Below are 20,286 nucleotides of genomic sequence, written 5' to 3'. Positions count from 1 at the left end.
GTATCCCCCTGAGGTTTCGCAAGCGCCCTCAGCCACTCAGAACTCGTTGCCCTCCGGGTCCAGCAGTACGACATGGCCGTCGTGGCGGGCGGAGAGGGTCGCGCCCAGAGCGGTGAGCCGGTCGAGTTCAGCGACGAGGCCGGCGTCGACAGGTCCAGGTGGAGCCGGTTCTTGACGCGCTTGGGCTCCGGAACGAGCTGCACCCACAAGCGGGGGCCGCCGTCCTGCGGTTCCAGGAGAACTGTCGGGTCGTCCTCCGGACCGTCGATCCCCAGCCCCCGCAGACGGGGGAGTTCGGCCTCGTCGTACGGGGCGACGGCGTATCCGTCGAGCGCGGCGGCCCGGAAGCGGGCCGGCGAGGCGGGGTGGGCCGAGTCGACGACGATGTCGTGGAGGCGTGCCATCCGCCCATGACGCGGGCGCGGGCGGGAAGTCGTCCCCCGGGCTACGCCACCGGCTTGCGCGCCAGCAGGTAAGCGCGTTGGCGCGTCTCGTCCTCGTACGGTTCGCGGACCGTTTGCGCGTGCAGGGTCAGGCCCGCCTTCGCGAGGAGCTCGGCCACCCTGTCCGGCGTACGGAACCAGTAGTCCAGCGACATCTCGTGGCCGAAGCGCTCCGCGAGGTGCAGGTGGCCGTCGTCGGGGCCCGACTGGAAGCCCAGGAGGACATGGCCGCCGGGGGCCAGGACGCGGTGGAACTCCGCGAACACCGCGGGCAGGGCGGCGTCCGGGATGTGGATGATCGAGTAGAGGGCCAGGACTCCGCCCAGGGTCTCGTCCGGGAGGTCCAGGGACGTCATCGACCCGACGTGGAACCGGAGTCCGGGGTGGGCCCGGCGGGCCAGCGCCACCATGCGCGGGGACAGGTCCACGCCGAACACCGGGACGCCGAGGGCGTGCAGTCTCGCGGTCACCCAGCCCGGGCCGGAGCCGATGTCCGCGACGGGCGCGGGGCCCTGCGCCCGCACCAGCTCGGCGAAGGCGGCGACGAGGGCGCGGTCCAGGGGAAGGTCCGCCAAGTGGTCCGCGTATCGCTCTGTGTAGTCGGCGGCCATGGCGTCGTAGGACGCGCGGGTGGCCTGGAGGAAGTCCGGTGGGTCCGGTACGGCGGCCTGTATGGAGTCCGTTACGGACGCCTGGTTCGGGGCGGTCACGGGGCTGCACGTTACCCGGGAGCGATGCGGCCGAAGGGGCGATTACGCGGGCGGCGGAGACTGTGGGCCAATGTTCATGTGCCGTGACCCCGGCCGTTTCGGTGGGTGGACAGTTCCGTCGGCGCGGTGGACGGCGTGGCATCGTGGACGCAGGTAGACGCGAGTGGCTGCCGGGAAAGGGCCCCGAGTTTACCCATCCCAGTTCGCGAGTATGCCTTCGGCGGTCAGAATTTCTTCCCTGACAGGTTGAAATTTTGTTGATCGTGGGTCAGTTCACCGCCCGGGCGTCCTACCCTTCAGAGGGTGAACCAATTGATGTCCCGAGAGTCCGAGGCCGATCTCCCCGGGGAAGCCGCGCTTCCCGGCACGCTGCCGGAGGCGTTGCGCGCCGAGCTCGTCGCGTTCCGGCGCGACCTGCACATGCACCCGGAGCTCGGCAACCAGGAGTTCCGCACCACCGCCGCCATCAAGGCACGGCTCGAGAAGGCCGGCCTCAAGCCGCGCGTCCTCGCCACCGGAACCGGGCTCATCTGTGACATCGGCGACATCGGAGTCGACCCCGAGGGCGAGGCCGACGGCACCACTGTGCCCGCGCTCGCCCTGCGCGCCGACATCGACGCCCTCCCCATCCCGGACACGAAGAGTGACTGCGCGTACCGCTCCACCGTGCCCGACCGCGCCCATGCCTGCGGGCACGACGTGCACACCACCGTCGTCCTCGGCGCCGGGCTCGTCCTCGCCGAACTGCACCGGCAGGGCGCTCTGCCGCGGCCGGTGCGGCTGCTCTTCCAGCCCGCCGAGGAGGTCCTGCCCGGTGGCGCCGCCGACGCGATCGAGTGCGGCGCGCTCGACGGTGTCGGCCGGATCATCGCCGTGCACTGCGACCCGAAGGTCGACGCCGGGCGGATCGGGCTGCGCCACGGCCCCATCACGTCCGCCTGCGACCGGCTGGAGATCTCCCTCGACGGCCCCGGCGGCCACACCGCGCGCCCCCACCTCACCACCGACCTCGTCAGCGCCGCCGCCCGCGTCGCCACCGAGGTGCCCGCGCTCGTCGCGAAGCGTGTCGACGCCCGCAGCGGGCTCTCCGTGACCTGGGGGCGGATCGAGTCGGGGCACGCCTGCAACGTCATCCCGCAGCACGCCGAGCTCTCCGGGACCGTCCGCTGCCTCGACCTCGACACCTGGCACCAGGCCCCCGACCTCGTCCACGAGGCGATCGACGAGATCGCCAACCTGTACCGGGCCAAGTCCGAGATCACCTACGTGCGCGGCGTGCCGCCCGTCGTCAACGACGCGGAGGTCACGGAGCTGTTGCGCGACGCCATGACCGCCCGGCGCGGCATGCACTCCGTCGAGGACACCCCGCAGAGCCTCGGCGGCGAGGACTTCTCCTGGTACCTGGAGCACGTACCCGGAGCGATGGCCCGGCTCGGCGTGCGCAGGCCGGGGGAGCGGGGGGTGCGCGATCTGCACCAGGGCGACTTCGACGCCGACGAGTACGCGATCACGGTCGGTGTGGAGCTGTTCACCGCCGCCGCGCTGATCGACGCGCAGGAGCGACAGCAGTAGGAAGGCGGGGGACGGGGCTCATGCCATCAGACTCCTAGCGAAGGGATCCGCGCCTTTAGGTGTGGGGGAATCGCTTCTGAGTGTTGCTCTGACCCCTGCTTTGTTTATGGATCTGCACTGTTGGCTTCGGGGCGCTGATGCCCGCCGATACTAGACACACGTTGCGTGTATAGTTCCTGCGGTGACTGTGACTCGGAAGGTCCGCCGGTATTCCGGCGGCGTGTACGACTTGGGACTGCACGTCGTGTGGTGCCCTAAGTACCGCCGCCGGGTCCTCGGCGGCCGAGTCGCGGTCCGGCTCCGCGAGCTGATCGAGGTGAAGGCGGCAGAAAGGGACTGGGAGATCATCGCCCTCGAAGTGATGCCCGACCACGTCCACCTCTTCGTGAAGCACGAGCCGAAGGCATCCGCGTCCTACGTCGCGAACCAGTTCAAGGGCTTCACCTCCCGTGTCCTGCGCGAGGAGTTCCCGCACCTGAAGTCGCAGATGCCCACGCTGTGGTCGTCATCGTTCTTCGTCGCATCGGTTGGCGCGGTCAGTGCGGACACGGTCGAGCAATACATCGACACCCAGTGGGAACGCCCCGACAAGCGGACGAAGAAGCCGGAGGGGGACGCCGGTGCACCGCGCGTATAAGTTCCTCCTCCGCCCCACCGTCCGCCAGGAGCAGGCGCTGGTCGAGATGTTGCGGGATCACCGCTCCCTCTACAATGGGGCCTTGGAGGAACGCCGTGACGCCTACCGGCACGTCTCCAGGACCTCGGTCAAGTACGGCGACCAGTCGGCGCAGCTGAAGGACATTCGGGCGTTCGATCCGGAGCGTCAGGGCCGCTGGTCGTTCTCCTCGCAGCAGGCCACGCTCCGCCGTCTGGACAAGGCGATGCAGGCGTTCTTCCGCCGTGTCAAGGCCGGGCAGACGCCCGGATACCCCCGGTTCCGGGGCGTCAACTGGTTCGACACGGTCGAGTTCCCGAAGGACGGCGACGGCTGCCGCTGGAACTCCACCCCGCACGACCCGGTCACCCGTGTCCGTTTGCAAGGCGTCGGGCATATCCGCGTCCACCAGCACCGGCCCGTCAGGGGCCGCGTCAAGACGATCAGCGTGAAGCGCGAGGGCCTGCAGTGGTACGTCGTCCTCTCCTGCGATCAGGTCCCAGCCGAATCGCTGCCCGCGACGGGCGCGGTTACCGGCATCGACATGGGCATCGCCCACTTCCTGACCACCTCCGAGGGCGAGCACATCGCCAACCCGCGCCACGGCAAGCGCAACGCCGCAGCTCTCGCCGACGCCCAGCGCGCGCTCAAGGCGTTCCCGAGGCGCAAGCAGGACAACCGGTCGGCCCGGCACCGCCGGGCCGTGGAAAAGGTCGCCCAGCTGCACCGCAAGGTCAGGAGGCAGCGCACCGATCACGCCCACAAGACCGCCGTCACCCTGGTCCGCGACTACGACACGATCGCGCACGAGCAGCTCCGTATCACGAACATGGTCCGCGCCCCCAAGGCCAAGCCGGACCGTGACGCCCCCGGCACCTTCCTGCCGAACGGTGCGGCGGCCAAGGCCGGGCTGAACAAGAGCATTCACGATGCGGGTTGGGGGGTGTTCCTGGGCATCCTCGCGCACAAGGCTGAAAGCGCCGGTCGCGTACTGATCCCGGTGGACCCCCGCAACACCTCCCGCACCTGCCCCGCCTGCGGGTACGTGTCCGGCGAGAACCGCACCACGCAAGCAAAGTTCGAATGCGTCTCGTGCGGCCACACCGCGAACGCGGACGCGGTCGGCGCACTCAACGTCGCTGTCAGGGCCGGGCTGGTCCTTCCCGACGTGGCCTAGCCACCGACAGGAGAAGCCCCCCGGATCTATTCGGGGGGAGGAGTCACCCAGAAGAAGACCGCCGTCATCCGCTTCTCCTCGATTGTCGTCCCGCAGTAACCGGTCGCGCTGTGCACGAGGTTGGCGTTGTAGAGGAGCAGACGGTTGTACTTGTGCGGGACGCGTACGTCCTCCTCGAAGGCGTCCGGTGCCACGAACCGGGTGCCCAGCGCCTCGACGAGGTTGTTGTGCGGGGCCTGGACTGTGTTGCCGCCGAGCCGGCCGCCGGGCAGGGACTGGCGGAAGAAGCTGGTGCCGCAGTCCTTGGGGACGCCCGGGTTGAGATAGAGCACGGCCGCGTACCGGCACAGCGCCCGTGAGTCCGTGTGCGGGCGGGGCGTGCTCTCGCCCTCGCCGACCACCTGGACGCAGTTGTGGTTGAGGGTGCCGCCGCCGGGGGCCTTCTGCACCCTGAGTTCCTTCGCGCCGGTCGCCTGCCGCACCAGACGCTCGATCCGCCCAAGCTCGGCGGGTTCGAGCCCCGGCATGGCCCGCAGTCCGGGCCAGCTCTCCGAGGTGTAGGGGTGCCCCTTCGTCCAGTCGTCCTTGGCGAGACAACGCTCGCGCACGGCGTCGACGTTGGGCAGGACATCGTCGAGGACCCAGTAGTCGCGGCCCTTGGTGGGCTTGCGGTAGGGCAACACCGGGAGGGCGGGGCGGGCGGCGGCAGCCCAGGGGGGAGGCGGTGGCTGTGGGGACATGGGTCAGAAGGTAGGGCGGGCCTGGTTTTGTCTTTGTCCGTGCTCGGTCAATTTTTGCCCGGCTTCGGTCAATCTTCGGTCAGCGGACGTCTCTCCCGGCGTTCCCTGGCGCACCCGGCCGGGCATCGTTTCCCGCGCATGTGCCGCTTGGGTTCCGCGCGGGGCGCCTTCCTGTTCGTCACGTGAGCCGTGACTGCGGCCACAGTAGGACAAGCCTGTTTGATGCCTGTCTGGAAATCTCGGGGCCCCTCAGTGCCTTGTTTCTCGGAGGACCCGGTTCTCCCAAGTTGCGGTGGCCCGGCTCCGCGTCCGCACGCCTGGTGAGTGGAACGCACGTGATCTGCGCCAGGGTGGCTTCGATGCCGACGAGTCCGCCATCACGGTGGCGTGGAGATCTTCACGGCGGCGGCGCTGCTGAACGCTGTTTAGGCCGACTGGACGAGGATGTTCGGCATTCAGCGGTCAGCCTCGTCCAGAGCCGCCAAGTATGCGCGGGCAGGCTGTCCGGACTGCTCGATCACATGGGGTGTGTGCCCGACACGACGGCTATTCTCCAGGTCGCCGTACCCCCACTGACGTGCACAGACAAGGCCTGTTCAACCAGGTCTGTGTACACCTGACCAATGGTGATGGGGCTGTCGCATTTGACACGGTTGGGCGCTTGGGTCGGGTGCTTGCGGTCGACGATGGTCACTGTGCCCGCTCCCGAGCAACTGGCATGCACGGTGTAGACGTCCGTCAACGGCTTGAACACGGGAAGGTCCGTGTCCGCAGTGCCATTGGTCACGGGGACGAGGAATTGTGCCTTGGCCGGAAGGTCGAGCCCCGAGCCTTTGACGGACTGGCTGGACTGAGTAGGCTGCGCGGTGTGGGAACTCTTGGTGTCGCGGGTTGCGGTGTCGTCGGTTGCCGCGCAGGCGGCCGTGAGCGACAGGACGAGCAGTGTGGGGACGGCGATGGTACGGCGACCCATGGAATCTCCTTGGTGGAATGACGCGGCCCCGGTGTCAAGACCGGAGCCGCGCCTGTGGTCAGCCGAGATCAGTTGATCTCCCAGCCCTCTCGATAGGGCGCCCACACCGTCATGTTCTTCTTATTGGTCACCGAGCAGTCACCGTTGAGCGTGGCCGTGTAGCCCTTGATGTTCTCCTTCATGATTCCGTAGTCGCCGGTGACGGTCGAGTGTGCCTGTACCTTGCCGCTGGTTCCGACGTTCAGCGACGACGTCCAGCTCTTCGAGGCGTTGAAGTTCACATCGGCTTTGATCTTTCCGAGCCACATCACCTTGAACTCCCCGCTGAGGGTGAGGGAGCCGCCTATGCTTGTAGTTCCCGACTTCTCTGAACTGAAGTTGTAATTGATCGCGTAGGACTTGTTGTTCGTGACGTATGTCGAGTACTTCACGGACATCGTGTTCTTCACGTTTTGCGTGATGTGAACAAAAGGTCCTCCCTCGCTGCAGTGGCTGCTCGGCGAGGAGTCGGGCTCGCTCAACTTCGGGCCGTCGACCTCGCCCGGGATCGAAAGATCCTCCTGCAGTGACTCGTCGCTTTCCACTCCAGTCGCGGCCGCCACCGAATTGACGGTCGACGGCTGCGCATCGAGGTCGTCGGCGAGTGCCGGTGTTGCACTGCCCATGAGCAGCAATCCGGTCATGACTGCTGCGGCATGTATCTTCAACGCTTTTACCCCCTGAATTTTCGGCAACCCGGTGGCGGATCGCCGATACGCATTGATCGAACCACGGGATGACATGGCAATGACAGGAAGTTGAGCGAATCTTGAGGGTTCGCGGAACCGTTCGACTTGCCGAACCGTTTTTCAAGGTCAACCCAAGTCTTCAAACATGCGGTCTGGGATGGTGTTCCGCCAGGTGCCACGAGGGGAACGCGACCCGGTCTGGACGTGTCTGCGGGTTGGGTGGATGGCAGTAGATCTGAGTCCCTCCGCTTTGTCTGCGCGAACCTCGAAGGTTGTGCGGTGCCGAGCTTTGATTGCGGGATCGGTGTCCTGGCTTGGTGTCACTACATCCGGGGAGCGCTGACGAGGCGATCTCACAGCACCTGGAGAGCACGTCCCCGGGCTCTGTCCGCCTCGCTGTCTGCATCTACAGCGAACCCGTGATGCGTGTGTGAGGCGACGTCCACGAGTCGGCGGTGATCAGGGTCGGCGTGGAACGGTGTCACCGGATGCCGTGGACTGGTGTGCGCGTGACGATGGGCACTCTCGAAGACGGGTCCGCCACCCGGCGCAACACGGTTGTAAGCCAATCGTGCACACTTCGAAACAGGGGTGCGTGAGGCCTCCAGACCCCGAGTTCAGGCGGCGTTTGCCTCGAATCGATAACGGCTTCGGAGTAGGTCTGTTTCCGACATCTACGCGCGTTACGATGCCGCGAAGCCGACGCCACCAGGGCGTCCGGGCCCGAGCACTGGCATGGTGCTCACATGAAGCGCCGACAAGGCGCTCAGGTCAGGTGAAGGAGCCTCCCGTGCGCCGGGTAGCCAAGCTTTCCGCTGCGTGTATCGCCACCGCAGCTCTCGCAATGACTGCCACTGCCTGTGGCAGCACCTCCTCCGAGAAGGACAGCTCGTCCTCGCCCTCGTCGTCGGACGGCGGCAAGGGCGGTATCAAGATCGGCCTCGCCTATGACGTCGGCGGCCGTGGTGACCGCTCCTTCAACGACTCCGCCGCGCGCGGTGCGGACAAGGCCGAGAAGGAGTTCGGCGGCTCCATCAAGGAGCTGACCGCCAAGAGCTCCGACACCGAGGCCGACCGGGAGCAGCGCCTGAGCGACCTGGCGGACGCCGGCTACAACCCGATCGTCGCCGTCGGCTACTCCTACGCCACCTCGATCGACAAGGTCGCCGCCAAGTTCCCGAAGGTCAGCTTCGGCCTCATCGACTCGGTCGCGACCGCCAAGAACGTCGACAGCATCACCTTCACCGAGGAGCAGGGTTCCTACCTGGCCGGTGTCGCCGCGGCGCTGAAGACCAAGAAGGACCACGTCGGCTTCATCGGCGGCGTCGACGTCCCGCTGATCAAGAAGTTCGCGGCGGGCTACGTCCAGGGCGTCAAGGACACCAACTCCAAGATCAAGGTCGACGTCCAGTACCTGACCCACGGCTCCGACACCTCCGGCTTCTCCAGCCCCGACAAGGGCAAGGAGGCCGCGTCCGGCCAGCTCGACGGCGGCGCCGACGTGATCTATGCTGCGGCCGGCTCCTCCGGCAACGGCTCCATCGAGGCCGTCTCCGGCGTCAAGGGCGCTTGGGCCATCGGCGTGGACTCGGACCAGTACAACATCCCGGGTCTGGCCAAGTACAAGAACTCGATCCTCACCTCGATGGTCAAGAACGTCGACGTCGGCGTCTACGACTTCGTCAAGTCCGTCAAGGACGGCACGCCGCTGACCGGCAACCAGATCTACTCCCTCGCCAAGGGCGGTGTCGGCCTCTCCACCAGTGGTGGCTTCATCGACGACATCCAGACCCAGCTGGACGCCGCGAAGAAGAAGATCGTCGACGGCACCATCACGGTCAAGACCAGCTGACCTGACGGTTCCCGCCGAAACCTCGGCTCGGCGAGAGGGCTCGACAACCCTCTCGCCGAGCCATAACAATGTGTCAACTCTACGCGTGTAGCGCGGAGTTGCCGCGCTAGCGTCGCCGACGCCTGGCCTCCCCTATGCAGCCCCTTTCCCCCGAGGAGAGTGCGCCATCAACGCGTCCAGCCCTCCCGCTGCCGTCGAACTGCGCGGCATCACCAAGCGATTCCCCGGCGTCGTCGCCAACAAGGACATCGACATCACCGTCCGCACCGGCACCGTGCACGCCCTGTGCGGTGAGAACGGTGCCGGCAAGTCCACCCTGATGAAGATCCTCTACGGCATGCAGCAGCCGGACGAGGGCACCATCACGGTGAACGGCGAGACGGTCACCTTCAGCAACCCCGCCGACGCCATCGCCCGCGGCATCGGCATGGTGCACCAGCACTTCATGCTGGCCGACAACCTCACCGTCCTCGAGAACGTCGTCCTCGGCGCGGAGAAGCTGTACGGCATCGGCGGCAAGGCCCGCGCGAAGATCAAGGAGGTCTCCGACGCGTACGGCCTGGGCGTCCGCCCGGACGTCCTGCTGGAGGAACTCGGCGTCGCCGACCGCCAGCGGGTGGAGATCATCAAGGTCCTCTACCGCGGCGCCAAGACCCTCATCCTCGACGAGCCCACCGCAGTCCTCGTGCCGCAGGAGGTCGACGCCCTCTTCGACAACCTGCGCGGGATGAAGGCCGAGGGCCTCACGGTCATCTTCATCTCCCACAAGCTGGGCGAAGTCCTGTCCGTGGCCGACGAGATCACCGTCATCCGCCGCGGCACCACCGTCGGCACGGTCGAGCCGGCCGGCACCACCACCAAGCAGCTCGCCGAGCTGATGGTCGGCAGCGAACTGCCCACGCCGGAGACCGAGGAGTCGACGGTCACCGACGTCCCGCTGCTGAAGCTGGACGGACTGCGCCTGGCCCAGACCGACCTCGACGGCGTCGAGCGCATCATCCTCGATGACATCACCTTCACCATCCACCAGGGCGAGGTCCTCGGCATCGCCGGCGTAGAGGGCAACGGCCAGTCGGAACTGGTCGAGGCGATCATGGGCATCCGCGACCCGGACGCCGGCGTCATCACGCTGGGCGACGCCGACATCTCCCACGTCCCCACCCGCCGCCGCCGCGAGGCAGGCGTCGGCTACATCCCGGAGGACCGTCACCGCCACGGCCTGCTCCTGGAAGCCCCGCTGTGGGAGAACCGCATCCTCGGCCACGTCACCGAGAGGCCCAACTCCCGCGGCCGGCTGCTCGACATCAAGGCGGCCCGCACCGACACCGAGCGCATCATCGAGGCGTACGACGTCCGTACCCCCGGCATCGACGTCACCGCCGCCTCCCTCTCCGGCGGCAACCAGCAGAAGCTGATCGTCGGCCGCGAGATGAGCCACGCGCCCAAGCTGCTCATCGCCGCCCACCCCACCCGCGGTGTGGACGTCGGCGCGCAGGCCGCGATCTGGGACCACATCCGAGAGGCCCGCCGCGAGGGCCTGGCCGTGCTGTTGATCTCCGCGGACCTGGACGAGCTCATCGGGCTCTCCGACACCCTGCGGGTGATGTACCGCGGCCGTCTGGTCGCCGACGCCGACCCCGCCACGATCACCCCCGAGGAGCTGGGCTCCGCCATGACGGGCGCGGCCACCGGCCACCTGGAGCACACAGAGGCCTCCGGCCCGGAGAGCACAGAGGACGACGCCCGATGAAGAAGCTCACGCAACGCATCGACAGGGAGCGGCTGCTCCTCGGCATCGCGGCGCCGCTGCTGGCGGTCGTCGCCGCGCTCGTCGTCACCACCCTGGTGATCCTCGCCACCGGCAAGAACCCGGGCGCCGCCTTCAGCGACATGGTGACTTACGGCTCCGCCAGCGACAGCCAGATCTACATCCTGAACAAGGCGACGACGTACTACCTGGCGGGCGTTTCGGTGGCCATCGGCTTCCGGATGAACCTGTTCAACATCGGCGTCGACGGCCAGTACCGGATCGCCGCGTTCCTCGCCGCCGTCCTCGGCGGCGCGCTGACCACGCCGGGCTGGATCTCCATCCCGCTGATCATCCTGTGCGCGATGGCGACCGGTGCCCTGTGGGCGGCCATCGCGGGCATCCTGAAGGTGACCCGCGGGGTCAGCGAGGTCATCTCGACGATCATGCTCAACTCGATCGCCACCGCGATCATCGCCTACCTGCTCCAGCCCGGAAAGCTCGCCGAGCTCCAGGCCGGCGGCACGGTCGTCTCCACCAAGCCGCTGCCCTCGTCCTCGTACTTCTTCCAGATCGACACCGGCGCGGCCGGCGAGCTGTGGGGCTTCATCGTCATCGCTGTCCTCGTCGGGGTGGCGTACTGGTTCGTGCTGGGCCGCACCCGGTTCGGCTTCGACCTGCGCACTGTCGGCCAGTCCGAGTCGGCCGCCGCCGCGAGCGGGGTCTCGGTGAAGAGGATGGTCGCCACCAGCATGGTGATCTCGGGCGCGATCGCCGGTCTGATCGGCATGCCGACCCTGCTCAACGACAGCCACCAGTTCAGCAACGACTTCCCGGTCGGCATCGGCTTCACCGGCATCGCCATCGCGCTGCTCGGCCGCAACAACCCGGTGGGCATCGCACTGGGCGCGCTGCTGTGGGGCTTCCTGGAGCGCACCACCAACCACCTTGAGTTCGAGGGCTACGACAAGGAGATCCTCGGCGTGATCCAGGGCGTGATCGTCCTGTGCGTCGTCATCGCCTACGAGGTCGTACGCCGTTACGGACTCAAGCGCCAGCAGCAGCGGGTCGGCGCCGAGCTCGCCGCCCAGGCCGCGGCCCCGACCCAGAAGCAGGAGGTGGCGTGATGACTGCCACGATGACCGACACACCGCCGCCCGCGGCACCCAAGGCGGCCGGCGCCGGCCCCCGTTCGGGCCGTTCGGTCGGCCAGATCCTGATGATCGTCGCCGGGGCGCTGCTGCTCGTCGCCGCGGTCCGGGTCATCTCCGGCTCCGACCAGCTCACCTCCGAGGGCCAGGTCTCCGCCGCGCTCAGCCTCGCCGTGCCGATCGGGCTCGCGGGCCTCGCCGGTCTGTGGTCCGAGCGGTCCGGTGTGGTCAACATCGGCCTCGAAGGCATGATGGTCCTCGGCACCTTCGGCGCCGGCTGGATCGGCTGGCAGTCCAACCCGTGGCTCGGTCTGCTGTGCGGCATCGGCTTCGGAGTCCTCGGCGGTCTGGTGCACGCCGTCGCGACCGTCACCTTCGGTGTCGACCACATCGTCTCCGGTGTCGCGATCAACCTGCTCGCGCTCGGTACCACCCAGTACCTCGCCAAGCTCTTCTTCGTGGACGGCGAGGCGGCGGACGCGGGCGGCAACCCCAAGCAGTCCCCGCCCGTGGACTCCCTGCCCAGCTTCGACGTCCCGGGCCTGTCCAGCGGGCTGCACTCCATCGAGAACCACCATTGGTTCCTGATCTCCGACATCGCCGGCATCCTCGGCGGTCTGGTCACCGGCCTCTCGGTGGTGACGGTCCTCGCGGTCGCGCTGTTCGTCGGCAGCTGGTGGCTGCTGTGGCGCACCCCGTTCGGCCTGCGTCTGCGCTCCTGCGGTGAGAACCCGATCGCCGCGGAGTCCCTCGGCGTCAACGTCTACAAGTACAAGTACGCGGCCGTGGCCGTCTCCGGCGGCCTCGCCGGCCTCGGTGGCGCCTTCCTCGCGCTGGTCACCTCGCACACCTACCTGGAGGGCCAGACCGGTGGGCGCGGCTACATCGGTCTCGCCGCCATGATCTTCGGTAACTGGCGGCCCGGCGGTCTCGCCATGGGCGCGGGCCTGTTCGGCTACTCGGACGCGCTCCAGCTGCGCAGCGGGGGCGAGACCGTCCACGCGCTGCTCCTGCTGCTGTTCGTGCTCCTCTTGGCGATGGCCGGCTGGAAGCTGTACAAGAAGGCTCTCGTCCAGGGTGTCATCAGTGCCGTCGTGGCCGTAGCGGTCCTGGTCTGGTACCTGACCACCGACGAGGTCCCGAGCGACTTCGTGGGCGCCACCCCGTACGTCGTCACGCTGCTGGTGCTGTCGCTGTCCGCGCAGCGTCTGCGGATGCCCAAGGCGGACGGCATGCGCTACCGGAAGGGCCAGGGCAAGTGAGCATCGACGAGGTCGACTGGGAGAAGCTGCGGGCGGTGGCCCGGGACGCGATGTCCCGGGCGTACGCCCCCTACTCCGGCTATCCCGTCGGCGTCGCGGCCCTGGTCGACGACGGCCGCACGGTCTCGGGCTGCAACGTCGAGAACGCCTCGTACGGGATCGGCCTGTGCGCCGAGTGCGGCCTGGTCTCCCAGCTCCAGCTGACCGGCGGCGGCCGGCTGACGCACTTCACGTGCGTGGACGGCAAGGGCGACGTTCTCGTCCCGTGCGGTCGCTGCCGGCAGCTGCTGTACGAGTTCGGCGGCGCGGGCCTGCTGCTGGAGACCCCGGCGGGCATCCTGCCCCTCTCGGAGATGCTCCCCCAGGCCTTCGGCCCGGACCATCTCACCAAGTAACTCCCGTACGGCCCCCCGGAGTCGGTCGAGCACCCACTCCGGGGGGCCGCACAGTTCCGCAGAACGACCGGTTCTCAGGACGACTGGAACCACCGGAAGGAAGCCATGGCCATGGACGTCATCTCCGTCATCCGCACCAAGCGGGACCGCGGTGAACTCAGCGACGAGCAGATCGACTGGGTCATCGACGCGTACACGCACGGCGTGGTCGCCGACGAGCAGATGTCCGCGCTCGCCATGGCGATCCTGCTGAACGGCATGAACCGCCGCGAGATCGCCCGCTGGACGGCGGCGATGATCGCGTCCGGCGAGCGCATGAACTTCGACGCACTGTCCCGCCCGACGGCCGACAAGCACTCCACGGGTGGGGTCGGCGACAAGATCACCCTCCCGCTGGCCCCCCTGGTCGCGGCCTGCGGCGCCGCCGTGCCGCAGCTCTCGGGCCGCGGCCTCGGTCACACGGGCGGCACGCTGGACAAGCTGGAGTCGATCCCCGGCTGGCGCGCGCTGCTCTCCAACGAGGAGATGCTGCACGTCCTGGACACGACCGGCGCGGTGATCTGCGCGGCGGGCGACGGTCTCGCCCCGGCCGACAAGAAGCTGTACGCGCTGCGGGACGTCACCGGCACGGTCGAGGCGATCCCGCTGATCGCCTCGTCGATCATGTCGAAGAAGATCGCGGAGGGCACCGGCTCCCTGGTCCTGGACGTGAAGGTGGGCACGGGCGCCTTCATGAAGACCATCGAGGACGCGCGGGAACTGGCGTCCACGATGGTGGGCCTGGGTACTGATCATGGTGTTCGCACGGTGGCCCTCCTCACCGACATGTCGACTCCGCTCGGCCTGACGGCCGGCAACGCGCTGGAGGTACGGGAGTCGGTCGAGGTCCTCGCGGGCGGCGGCCCCGCCGATGTGGTCGAACTGACGCTCGCCCTGGCCCGCGAGATGCTGGACGCGGCCGGCGTACGCGATGCCGACCCGGCGAAGGCACTGGCCGACGGCTCGGCGATGGACGTGTGGCGCCGGATGATCGCGGCCCAGGGCGGCGACCCGGACGCCGCCCTGCCGACATCGAAGGAACAGCACGTCATCAAGGCGCCGACCTCGGGCGTCCTGACCCGCCTGGACGCGTACGGCGTCGGCGTCGCCGCCTGGCGGCTCGGCGCGGGGCGTGCGCGCAAGGAGGACCCGGTGCAGGCGGGCGCGGGCGTCGAGCTCCACGCCAAGCCGGGCGACACGGTCACGGCGGGCCAGCCCCTGCTGACCCTCCACACGGACACCCCGGAGCGCTTCGAGTACGCGCTCCAGGCGGTCGAGGGTTCGTACGACATCGGGGCGGCGGGCACGGACTTCACGGCGGCGCCGGTGGTGCTGGAGCGGATCGCCTGAGCCGGTAGCGGTACGGCTGGGAGGGGGCCGGCGTCCCCTCCCAGGGTTCCCGCTCAGCCCAGCAGGGCCGCGACGACCACCAGCACGGGTACGGCCAGGACGGTCGACAGCAGGATCGACTCGCGGGCCAGGGTCTCCCCGACGCGGTACCGGCTCGCGTACGTGAAGAGGTTCTGGGCGGCGGGCAGGGCCGAGGTCACCACCACGTCGAGCAGGGGCGCGCCGTGCAGCCCGAAGACGCCCGCGGCCAGCGCCCAGGCGGCCACCGGCTGGCCCACCGACTTCAGGGCGACTGACAGCAGTACGGGAGTCCGCTCGGGGCCGCGCAACGGCCAGGTGCTGCCGGACAGTGAGATACCGAACGCCATCAGCACCGCCGGGACGGACATGTTGCCGATCAGGGTGAGCGGGTCCATCACCGGCGCGGGGACGGTGAGCCCCGTCGCCGCGACCAGCACCCCGGAGAGCGTGGCCACGGCGATGGGATTGCGTACCGGTGTGATCAACTGCCGCCACAGCGGGCCCTTCTCACCGGTGCTCGTCAGATCGAGGACGGTCAGCGCGACCGGCGTGACCACGATCAGCTGGAACAGCAGCACCGGCGCGACGAGTGAGGCGTCCCCCAGCACGTACACCGCGATGGGGATACCGAGGTTGCCGGAGTTGACGTAACTGGAGCAGAGTGCGCCGATCGTCGTACGTCCGGCGCCCCAGCGGCGCACGACGCCCACCGCGACGAAGACACTCGCCGCCGCGACCGTGCTCAGCGCGGTGATCAGGAGCCGGCTGGAGAAGACCACCGACAGGTCGGCGCGGGCGAGCATGGTGAACAGCAGGGCCGGGGTGGCCACATGGAAGGCGAGCTTGGTCAGGACCTCGCGTCCGTTGTCCCCGAGGTAGCCGCGCAGCCCGATCACGTAACCGACGCCGATGACCACGGCGATCACCGCGAACCCGGTCAGCACGCCTTGCACGGAACCTCCCTGGCGAGCCGGGAGGAAGGGAGGCCGTGGGGTATCGAGGGCGGGGACGGTTCGTGGGGCATACACGCAACCCTCCGGGGGAGGAGGGGCACGCGTCAAAGTGATCTCAACGGGTGGGCGATGAGTTACGGGCGGCCGTGCGGTCTACCGTTCGTGGACGCCATGACACCCGCTGTACTCGTGCTGGCCGGCCCCGTCACCCGCGAGGGGGTGGCGAGGCTGTGCGAGGACGTGCGCGCCCTGTTGGCCACGGGTGCCGGCGGTGGTCGTGACCCGGCCGTGGTGTGTGATGTGGCCGGGCTGGGGCCGCCGGGGCTGGACACGGTGGAGCTGCTGGCCCGGCTCCAGCTGGCCGCCCGCCGGGCCGGAGGCCGGATACGCCTCCGGGACCCGGCGCCGGACTTACTCGCCTTCCTTGACCTGGTCGGTCTTCGCTTCGAGGTGGAGGGGAAGGCCGAACAGCGGGAACCAGCGCTTGGTGTCGAGGAAGCAGTGGAACCCGGTGATCCGGCCCTCTGAGATCTCCAGCACCTGGACCGCCCAGGGGGAGTAACCGCCCGTCTCCTCGTCCGGCTTGTACTGGGCGAAGCCCGGCAGCCCGTTCACGGCGACCGGCACGAGGTGCGAGCCCGCGCAGGCGGCGCCGAGCGTCGTCATGAAGCCGGTGATGTCCTCCGGCCCGGTCAGCCACAGGTCGAACGGCGGCATCGTCATGACGGCGTCCTCGTGCAGCAGCGCGGTGAGCGCCGTCATGTCGTATCCCTCGAACGCGGCGACGTAGCGTTCGAGGAGTTTCTGCTGCTCTTCGCTGAGCGGGTCGGAGACGGCGGCACGGGCACGGGCCTCGGCGGGGACACTGTCACGCTCGGCGAGGGTAGCCCGGGCCCGCTGGAGGGCGCTGTTGACCGACGCGACCGAGGTGTCGAGGAGCTCGGCGACCTCGCTCGCCTTCCAGGCCAGCACCTCGCGGAGGATCAGCACGGCCCGTTGTTTCGCGGGGAGTCGCTGCAGGGCGGCCATGAAGGCGAGCCGCACGGATTCCTTGGCCACGGCGGCCTCCGCCGGGTCCTCGACGGTCGGCAGCACACGGGCGTCCGGCATCGGTTCCAGCCAGGTGTTGTCGGGGCGGGGGGAGAGCGCGGCGCGGGCGAGGGGGGTGGAGTCGGTGAGGTCCATGGGGCGGGCGCGTTTGTTGCCGGCGGTCAGCATGTCCAGGCAGACGTTGGTGGCGATGCGGTAGAGCCAGGAACGGAGGCTGGAGCGGCCCTCGAACTTCTCGTGGTTCCGCCAGGCGCGGACCATGGTGTCCTGTACGGCGTCCTCGGCCTCGAAGGAGGAGCCGAGCATGCGGTAGCAGTACCCGGTCAGTTCGACGCGGTGCCGTTCCAGTTGTACGTCGAGGTCTGTCGCAGTAGCCGTACCAGCCGTACTGTCACCCATCGCCAACCCACCCCATGGCTGCCTTCGTCGCCGCATGGCGACCGAACACGAAGAAAGCTAGCGCAGCCCACTGACAACGGCCCGGGGAGTGGAAAAAGGTGCAGGTGGGAGGGGTTTTCTCCCCCGCCGCCCCTACCTGTCCCTCCCCCAGAGGGGGACCCCCGGACGGGCTGGTTGGTCAGCCGCTCCGGCGTTTTGTGGGCCGTATGCCTATCGATCGTGGATGCGGTTCTGATCGAACATCGGGCTTGGCCGGGTGATCTCCGGTCGTGGAGCGCGGGAAGACAGGGCCTCCGGTGCGGCACGAGGGGTGTGAGAGGGCCCCGGTCTGCAACTCGGACATGACGGACGCCCAGTGGGCGGTGGTCCGTGGTGAGATGCCGACACCGGGCTGGCTGGAGGGGAGGGGTGGCCGGCCGGAGGGCTGCTGGGCATGCTTGTTGACCGTGATTCGTCCGCCGGCGTGGACGGGGCGTTGAGCCCGTATGGGCCCCGCGGGCAGCGGTGGCGGTGGCAGCGCCGTAGAGGCCACCCGTGCTCCAGGGAACCGCGTCAGTCGGTCAGTCCGAGCTGACCGGCCGCGCGAATAGCCAGCCAGACCTCGGCGAATGCCTCGGTCGAGGACAGGTCGCGCCCTGACAATGCGGCGAAGCGACGCAGCCGGTAGGCCAGTGTGTTGGGATGGATGTGCAGGGCGGCTGCTGCGGCATCGGTGCGGCGGTCGCGTTCCATCCAGGTGCGCACCGAGTTGAGCAGGTGGGCGTCATGTGCGGCGTCGTAGCGCAGCGCTTCGCCAAGGACGTGCTCGACCAGTGCGCTCAGCACCGCCGCATCGTCGGGGAGCCAGCGGCCGGTGGTGTCGTTCCCGTAGCGGACCAGGGGCCTACCCGACTGGACGGCCTGGGACACCGCCCACAGCGCTTCGCGCTGGGCGACTCTCAGCGATTCCCCAGGGGCGAAGGAACGGCTCATGCCGACCGCGGCACCCGGTATGGCGGCGACAGCCGCCCCTGCCTCCGGGGGTCCGAGAAGGTAGCGCTCTTCGCCGCGGTTGAGCAGCAGGTACGGTAGTTCGTGCAGATTGCGCAGCAGGTCGTCCTCGCTGACGGCGCGCACCACCGAGAGCGTGATGTCACCCCCGATGGACAGCCGCTGCAGGCGGCGCCTGGCGGCAGCGGGGTCGAGGACGTCCTGGAGCAGTTCGGCCAGGGTCTCCGCGCCCTCGCGACGCAGCGCCTCACGCTCCTGGCGGACCATGGCCAGTTGCAGGGCGGCGACGGTGGCGATGTGCTGGACGACCGCGAGCCCCGCCGGGCGGGCGCCCCGGCGCTCCAGTGCGACCAGGAACCCGGCCGGGCCGCCAGGGGCGTGCACGGGCACGGCGAAGCCGCCGGGGATGGTCGGCGGGGCATCCATCGAACCGGGGAGCACCGCGGGGTCCGGGGCGGGCACGCCAGGCAGCAGCGGTCGCCCCTGCGGGGTACACAGATAGACCTGGTAGCCGGAGAGTCGTTCCAGCCGGCGGAACAGCACGGCGGTTTCCAGCCTCTCGGTCGCCATCCACCGCAGGGCACCGAAGACCTGTAGCTGCGCGCCGAGGCGCTGTCCGGGGATCTCCTGGACGGCTGCCGCGACCTCCTGCGCGACGGCGATGAAAGGCACGGAGAGCGGGACTTCGAGGACGGGCATCCCCCGGTCCTCCGCCGCCTGAAGGAAGGCGGCGTGCAGGTGCGGCACGTGAAGTTGGGCGGAGAGCGCCAGCGCGGACACGCCGGCGTCGTCGAGGCGCTCCAGATAGGCCCGCTGGCGGGCCGCCGTGCGGGGCACGGCGAGCCCAGTGGTCATGATCACCTCGGCGCCGAGCAGCCAGGGCGTGGGGTCCTCCAGTTCGCTGACATGCGCCCAGGACACCGACCGCCGCAGCCCGCTCCCGCCCGCCAGGACCGTCAGCTGCAGAGCGGGGAAGGAGAGCAGGCCCTCAACGCTCAGTTTGTGGTCTGCCACAGGAAACATCCTATTGCTTCATTCCCAGAACAATTGTCGGCTTCTTTATGGCGGCCACACACTGGGGCACACCGCAACGGGAAGGAGAGCCGCGATGACCGAGCCGATCGGACCTGTGGATTCCTCGCGCGTCCCGCGCTTCGCGGGGCCCGCCACCTTTGCGCGGCTGCCGCGTCTGGACCAGGTGGACCGGTGCGATGTCGCCGTGGTCGGAGTGCCCTTCGACGGCGGGGTCTCCTACCGGCCCGGCGCGCGCTTCGGACCCGCGGCGGTGCGTGAGGCGAGCAGGCTGCTGCGCCCCTACAACCCGGGGCTGGATGTCTCACCGTTCGCCGCGCAGCAGGTCGCCGACGCCGGGGACATCGCCTGCAACCCCTTCAACATCGGCGAGGCCGTCGAGACGATCGAGCACGCGGCGGGGGCACTCCAGGACGCCGGAGCGAAACTGGTCACCATAGGCGGCGACCACACCATCGCGCTGCCGCTGCTGCGCGGCGTCGCCCGCAGGCGCGGCCCGGTCGCGCTGCTCCACTTCGACGCCCATCTGGACACCTGGGACACCTATTTCGGTGCCGAATACACGCATGGAACTCCGTTCCGGCGCGCGGTGGAGGAGGGCATCCTCGACACCGAGGCGATCAGCCACGTAGGCACCCGCGGCCCCCTGTACGGCAAGCGCGATCTGGAGGAGGACCGCCGCCTGGGCTTCGGCATCATCACCTCCGCCGATGTCATGCGACGCGGCGTGGACGAGACCGTCGACGCGCTGCGCCAGCGGATCGGCGACCGTCCGCTCTACGTCTCCATCGACATCGACGTACTGGACCCGGCCCACGCCCCCGGCACCGGCACCCCCGAGGCGGGCGGTCTGACCAGCCGCGAGTTGCTGGAGATCCTGCGCGGTCTGGCCGGCACCGACCTGGTCGGGGCGGATGTCGTCGAGGTCGCCCCGGCCTACGATCATGCCGAGATCACCTCGGTGGCGGCCTCCCACGTGGCCTACGACCTGGTCAGCCTGCTGGCCCTGGGCGGGAAGTCATGAACCGGCCCGGATGCCGATCCGTA

Annotated in this window: 19 protein-coding genes and 1 pseudogene; 11 read left to right on the top strand and 9 right to left on the bottom strand. The window is 68.9% G+C overall.

The genetic code is table 11. From position 1 onward, the window contains the following. Positions 1–36: 36 nt before the first annotated feature. The 3 genes and pseudogenes from ACW4TU_RS15875 to ACW4TU_RS15865 all read right to left on the bottom strand — a co-directional run bounded on the left by ACW4TU_RS15875 (position 37) and on the right by ACW4TU_RS15865 (position 1,153). Positions 37–207, bottom strand: coding sequence for a VOC family protein (locus ACW4TU_RS15875; protein WP_457428470.1), 171 nt, complete (start codon positions 205–207; stop codon positions 37–39). Then, positions 204–404: pseudogene (locus ACW4TU_RS15870) on the bottom strand (VOC family protein); the annotation flags it as partial. The gene ACW4TU_RS15875 and the pseudogene ACW4TU_RS15870, both read right to left, overlap by 4 nt. A gap of 41 nt (positions 405–445) precedes the next feature. Next, the gene (locus ACW4TU_RS15865) at positions 446–1,153 is read right to left on the bottom strand and encodes a class I SAM-dependent DNA methyltransferase (RefSeq protein WP_457428469.1); all 708 of its coding nucleotides are present in this window, start codon (positions 1,151–1,153) and stop codon (positions 446–448) included. 315 nt (positions 1,154–1,468) lie between these two features. On the opposite strand from ACW4TU_RS15865, the gene ACW4TU_RS15860 reads away from it, so the two are divergent. From ACW4TU_RS15860 to ACW4TU_RS15850, 3 genes are all read left to right on the top strand, one after another. Then, a complete protein-coding gene (locus tag ACW4TU_RS15860) occupies positions 1,469–2,725 on the top strand; it encodes an amidohydrolase (RefSeq protein WP_457428468.1) in 1,257 nt (418 codons plus the stop codon). Positions 2,726–2,906: 181 nt separating this feature from the next. Further along, positions 2,907–3,362, top strand: a complete 456-nt coding sequence (gene tnpA, locus ACW4TU_RS15855; RefSeq protein ID WP_457428467.1) for an IS200/IS605 family transposase — start codon at positions 2,907–2,909, stop codon at positions 3,360–3,362. Continuing rightward, the gene (locus ACW4TU_RS15850; RefSeq protein WP_457428466.1) at positions 3,346–4,557 is read left to right on the top strand and encodes an RNA-guided endonuclease InsQ/TnpB family protein; all 1,212 of its coding nucleotides are present in this window, start codon (positions 3,346–3,348) and stop codon (positions 4,555–4,557) included. Before tnpA ends, ACW4TU_RS15850 begins: the two co-directional genes overlap by 17 nt. 26 nt (positions 4,558–4,583) lie before the next feature. Here the strand turns inward: ACW4TU_RS15850 and ACW4TU_RS15845 are convergent, their stop codons facing one another. From ACW4TU_RS15845 to ACW4TU_RS15835, 3 genes are all read right to left on the bottom strand, one after another. Further along, the gene (locus tag ACW4TU_RS15845) at positions 4,584–5,297 is read right to left on the bottom strand and encodes a DUF6445 family protein (RefSeq protein WP_457428465.1); all 714 of its coding nucleotides are present in this window, start codon (positions 5,295–5,297) and stop codon (positions 4,584–4,586) included. 517 nt (positions 5,298–5,814) lie between these two features. Next, entirely contained in the window at positions 5,815–6,270 is a 456-nt protein-coding gene (locus ACW4TU_RS15840; RefSeq protein WP_457428464.1) for a hypothetical protein, read from the bottom strand. A gap of 68 nt (positions 6,271–6,338) precedes the next feature. Further along, entirely contained in the window at positions 6,339–6,977 is a 639-nt protein-coding gene (locus ACW4TU_RS15835; RefSeq protein WP_457428463.1) for a hypothetical protein, read from the bottom strand. Positions 6,978–7,788: 811 nt separating this feature from the next. Here ACW4TU_RS15835 and ACW4TU_RS15830 point away from each other — a divergent pair. From ACW4TU_RS15830 to ACW4TU_RS15805, 6 genes are all read left to right on the top strand, one after another. After that, positions 7,789–8,850: a BMP family lipoprotein gene (locus ACW4TU_RS15830; protein WP_457428462.1), complete on the top strand. Its 1,062-nt coding sequence runs from the start codon at positions 7,789–7,791 to the stop codon at positions 8,848–8,850. A gap of 199 nt (positions 8,851–9,049) precedes the next feature. Further along, the gene (locus ACW4TU_RS15825; RefSeq protein WP_457430131.1) at positions 9,050–10,600 is read left to right on the top strand and encodes an ABC transporter ATP-binding protein; all 1,551 of its coding nucleotides are present in this window, start codon (positions 9,050–9,052) and stop codon (positions 10,598–10,600) included. Then, a complete protein-coding gene (locus ACW4TU_RS15820; RefSeq protein WP_457428461.1) occupies positions 10,597–11,724 on the top strand; it encodes an ABC transporter permease in 1,128 nt (375 codons plus the stop codon). Before ACW4TU_RS15825 ends, ACW4TU_RS15820 begins: the two co-directional genes overlap by 4 nt. Beyond that, on the top strand, positions 11,724–13,010 hold the full coding sequence (locus ACW4TU_RS15815; protein WP_457428460.1) for an ABC transporter permease: 1,287 nt from the start codon (positions 11,724–11,726) through the stop codon (positions 13,008–13,010). The genes ACW4TU_RS15820 and ACW4TU_RS15815 overlap by 1 nt, the downstream gene beginning before the upstream one ends. Before the next feature lie 2 nt (positions 13,011–13,012). Next, positions 13,013–13,405, top strand: coding sequence for a cytidine deaminase (locus tag ACW4TU_RS15810; RefSeq protein WP_457430130.1), 393 nt, complete (start codon positions 13,013–13,015; stop codon positions 13,403–13,405). 105 nt (positions 13,406–13,510) lie between these two features. Then, a complete protein-coding gene (locus ACW4TU_RS15805; RefSeq protein ID WP_457428459.1) occupies positions 13,511–14,794 on the top strand; it encodes a thymidine phosphorylase in 1,284 nt (427 codons plus the stop codon). A gap of 53 nt (positions 14,795–14,847) precedes the next feature. Here ACW4TU_RS15805 and ACW4TU_RS15800 read toward each other — a convergent pair whose 3' ends face one another. After that, positions 14,848–15,768 (bottom strand): AEC family transporter, encoded by a 921-nt coding sequence (locus tag ACW4TU_RS15800; protein ID WP_457428458.1) that lies wholly within the window; start codon positions 15,766–15,768, stop codon positions 14,848–14,850. A gap of 129 nt (positions 15,769–15,897) precedes the next feature. Here ACW4TU_RS15800 and ACW4TU_RS15795 point away from each other — a divergent pair, with 129 nt between their 5' ends. After that, positions 15,898–16,296: an STAS domain-containing protein gene (locus ACW4TU_RS15795; RefSeq protein WP_457428457.1), complete on the top strand. Its 399-nt coding sequence runs from the start codon at positions 15,898–15,900 to the stop codon at positions 16,294–16,296. Here the strand turns inward: ACW4TU_RS15795 and ACW4TU_RS15790 are convergent. Together ACW4TU_RS15790 and ACW4TU_RS15785 are read right to left on the bottom strand one after the other, a co-directional pair. Then, positions 16,180–17,217 (bottom strand): sigma-70 family RNA polymerase sigma factor, encoded by a 1,038-nt coding sequence (locus tag ACW4TU_RS15790; RefSeq protein ID WP_457428456.1) that lies wholly within the window; start codon positions 17,215–17,217, stop codon positions 16,180–16,182. The genes ACW4TU_RS15795 and ACW4TU_RS15790 overlap by 117 nt on opposite strands. Before the next feature lie 552 nt (positions 17,218–17,769). Beyond that, positions 17,770–19,230, bottom strand: coding sequence for a PucR family transcriptional regulator (locus tag ACW4TU_RS15785; RefSeq protein ID WP_457428455.1), 1,461 nt, complete (start codon positions 19,228–19,230; stop codon positions 17,770–17,772). An 85-nt stretch (positions 19,231–19,315) separates the two neighbouring features. Here ACW4TU_RS15785 and speB point away from each other — a divergent pair, with 85 nt between their 5' ends. Beyond that, complete coding sequence (gene speB, locus ACW4TU_RS15780) at positions 19,316–20,263, top strand: agmatinase (protein ID WP_457428454.1); 948 nt, start codon at positions 19,316–19,318, stop codon at positions 20,261–20,263. The last annotated feature ends 23 nt before the right edge of the window (positions 20,264–20,286 follow it).

The sequence above is a fragment of the Streptomyces kryoterrae genome, from assembly GCF_054072135.1.
This window is presented reverse-complemented; position numbering and strand designations above follow the sequence as displayed.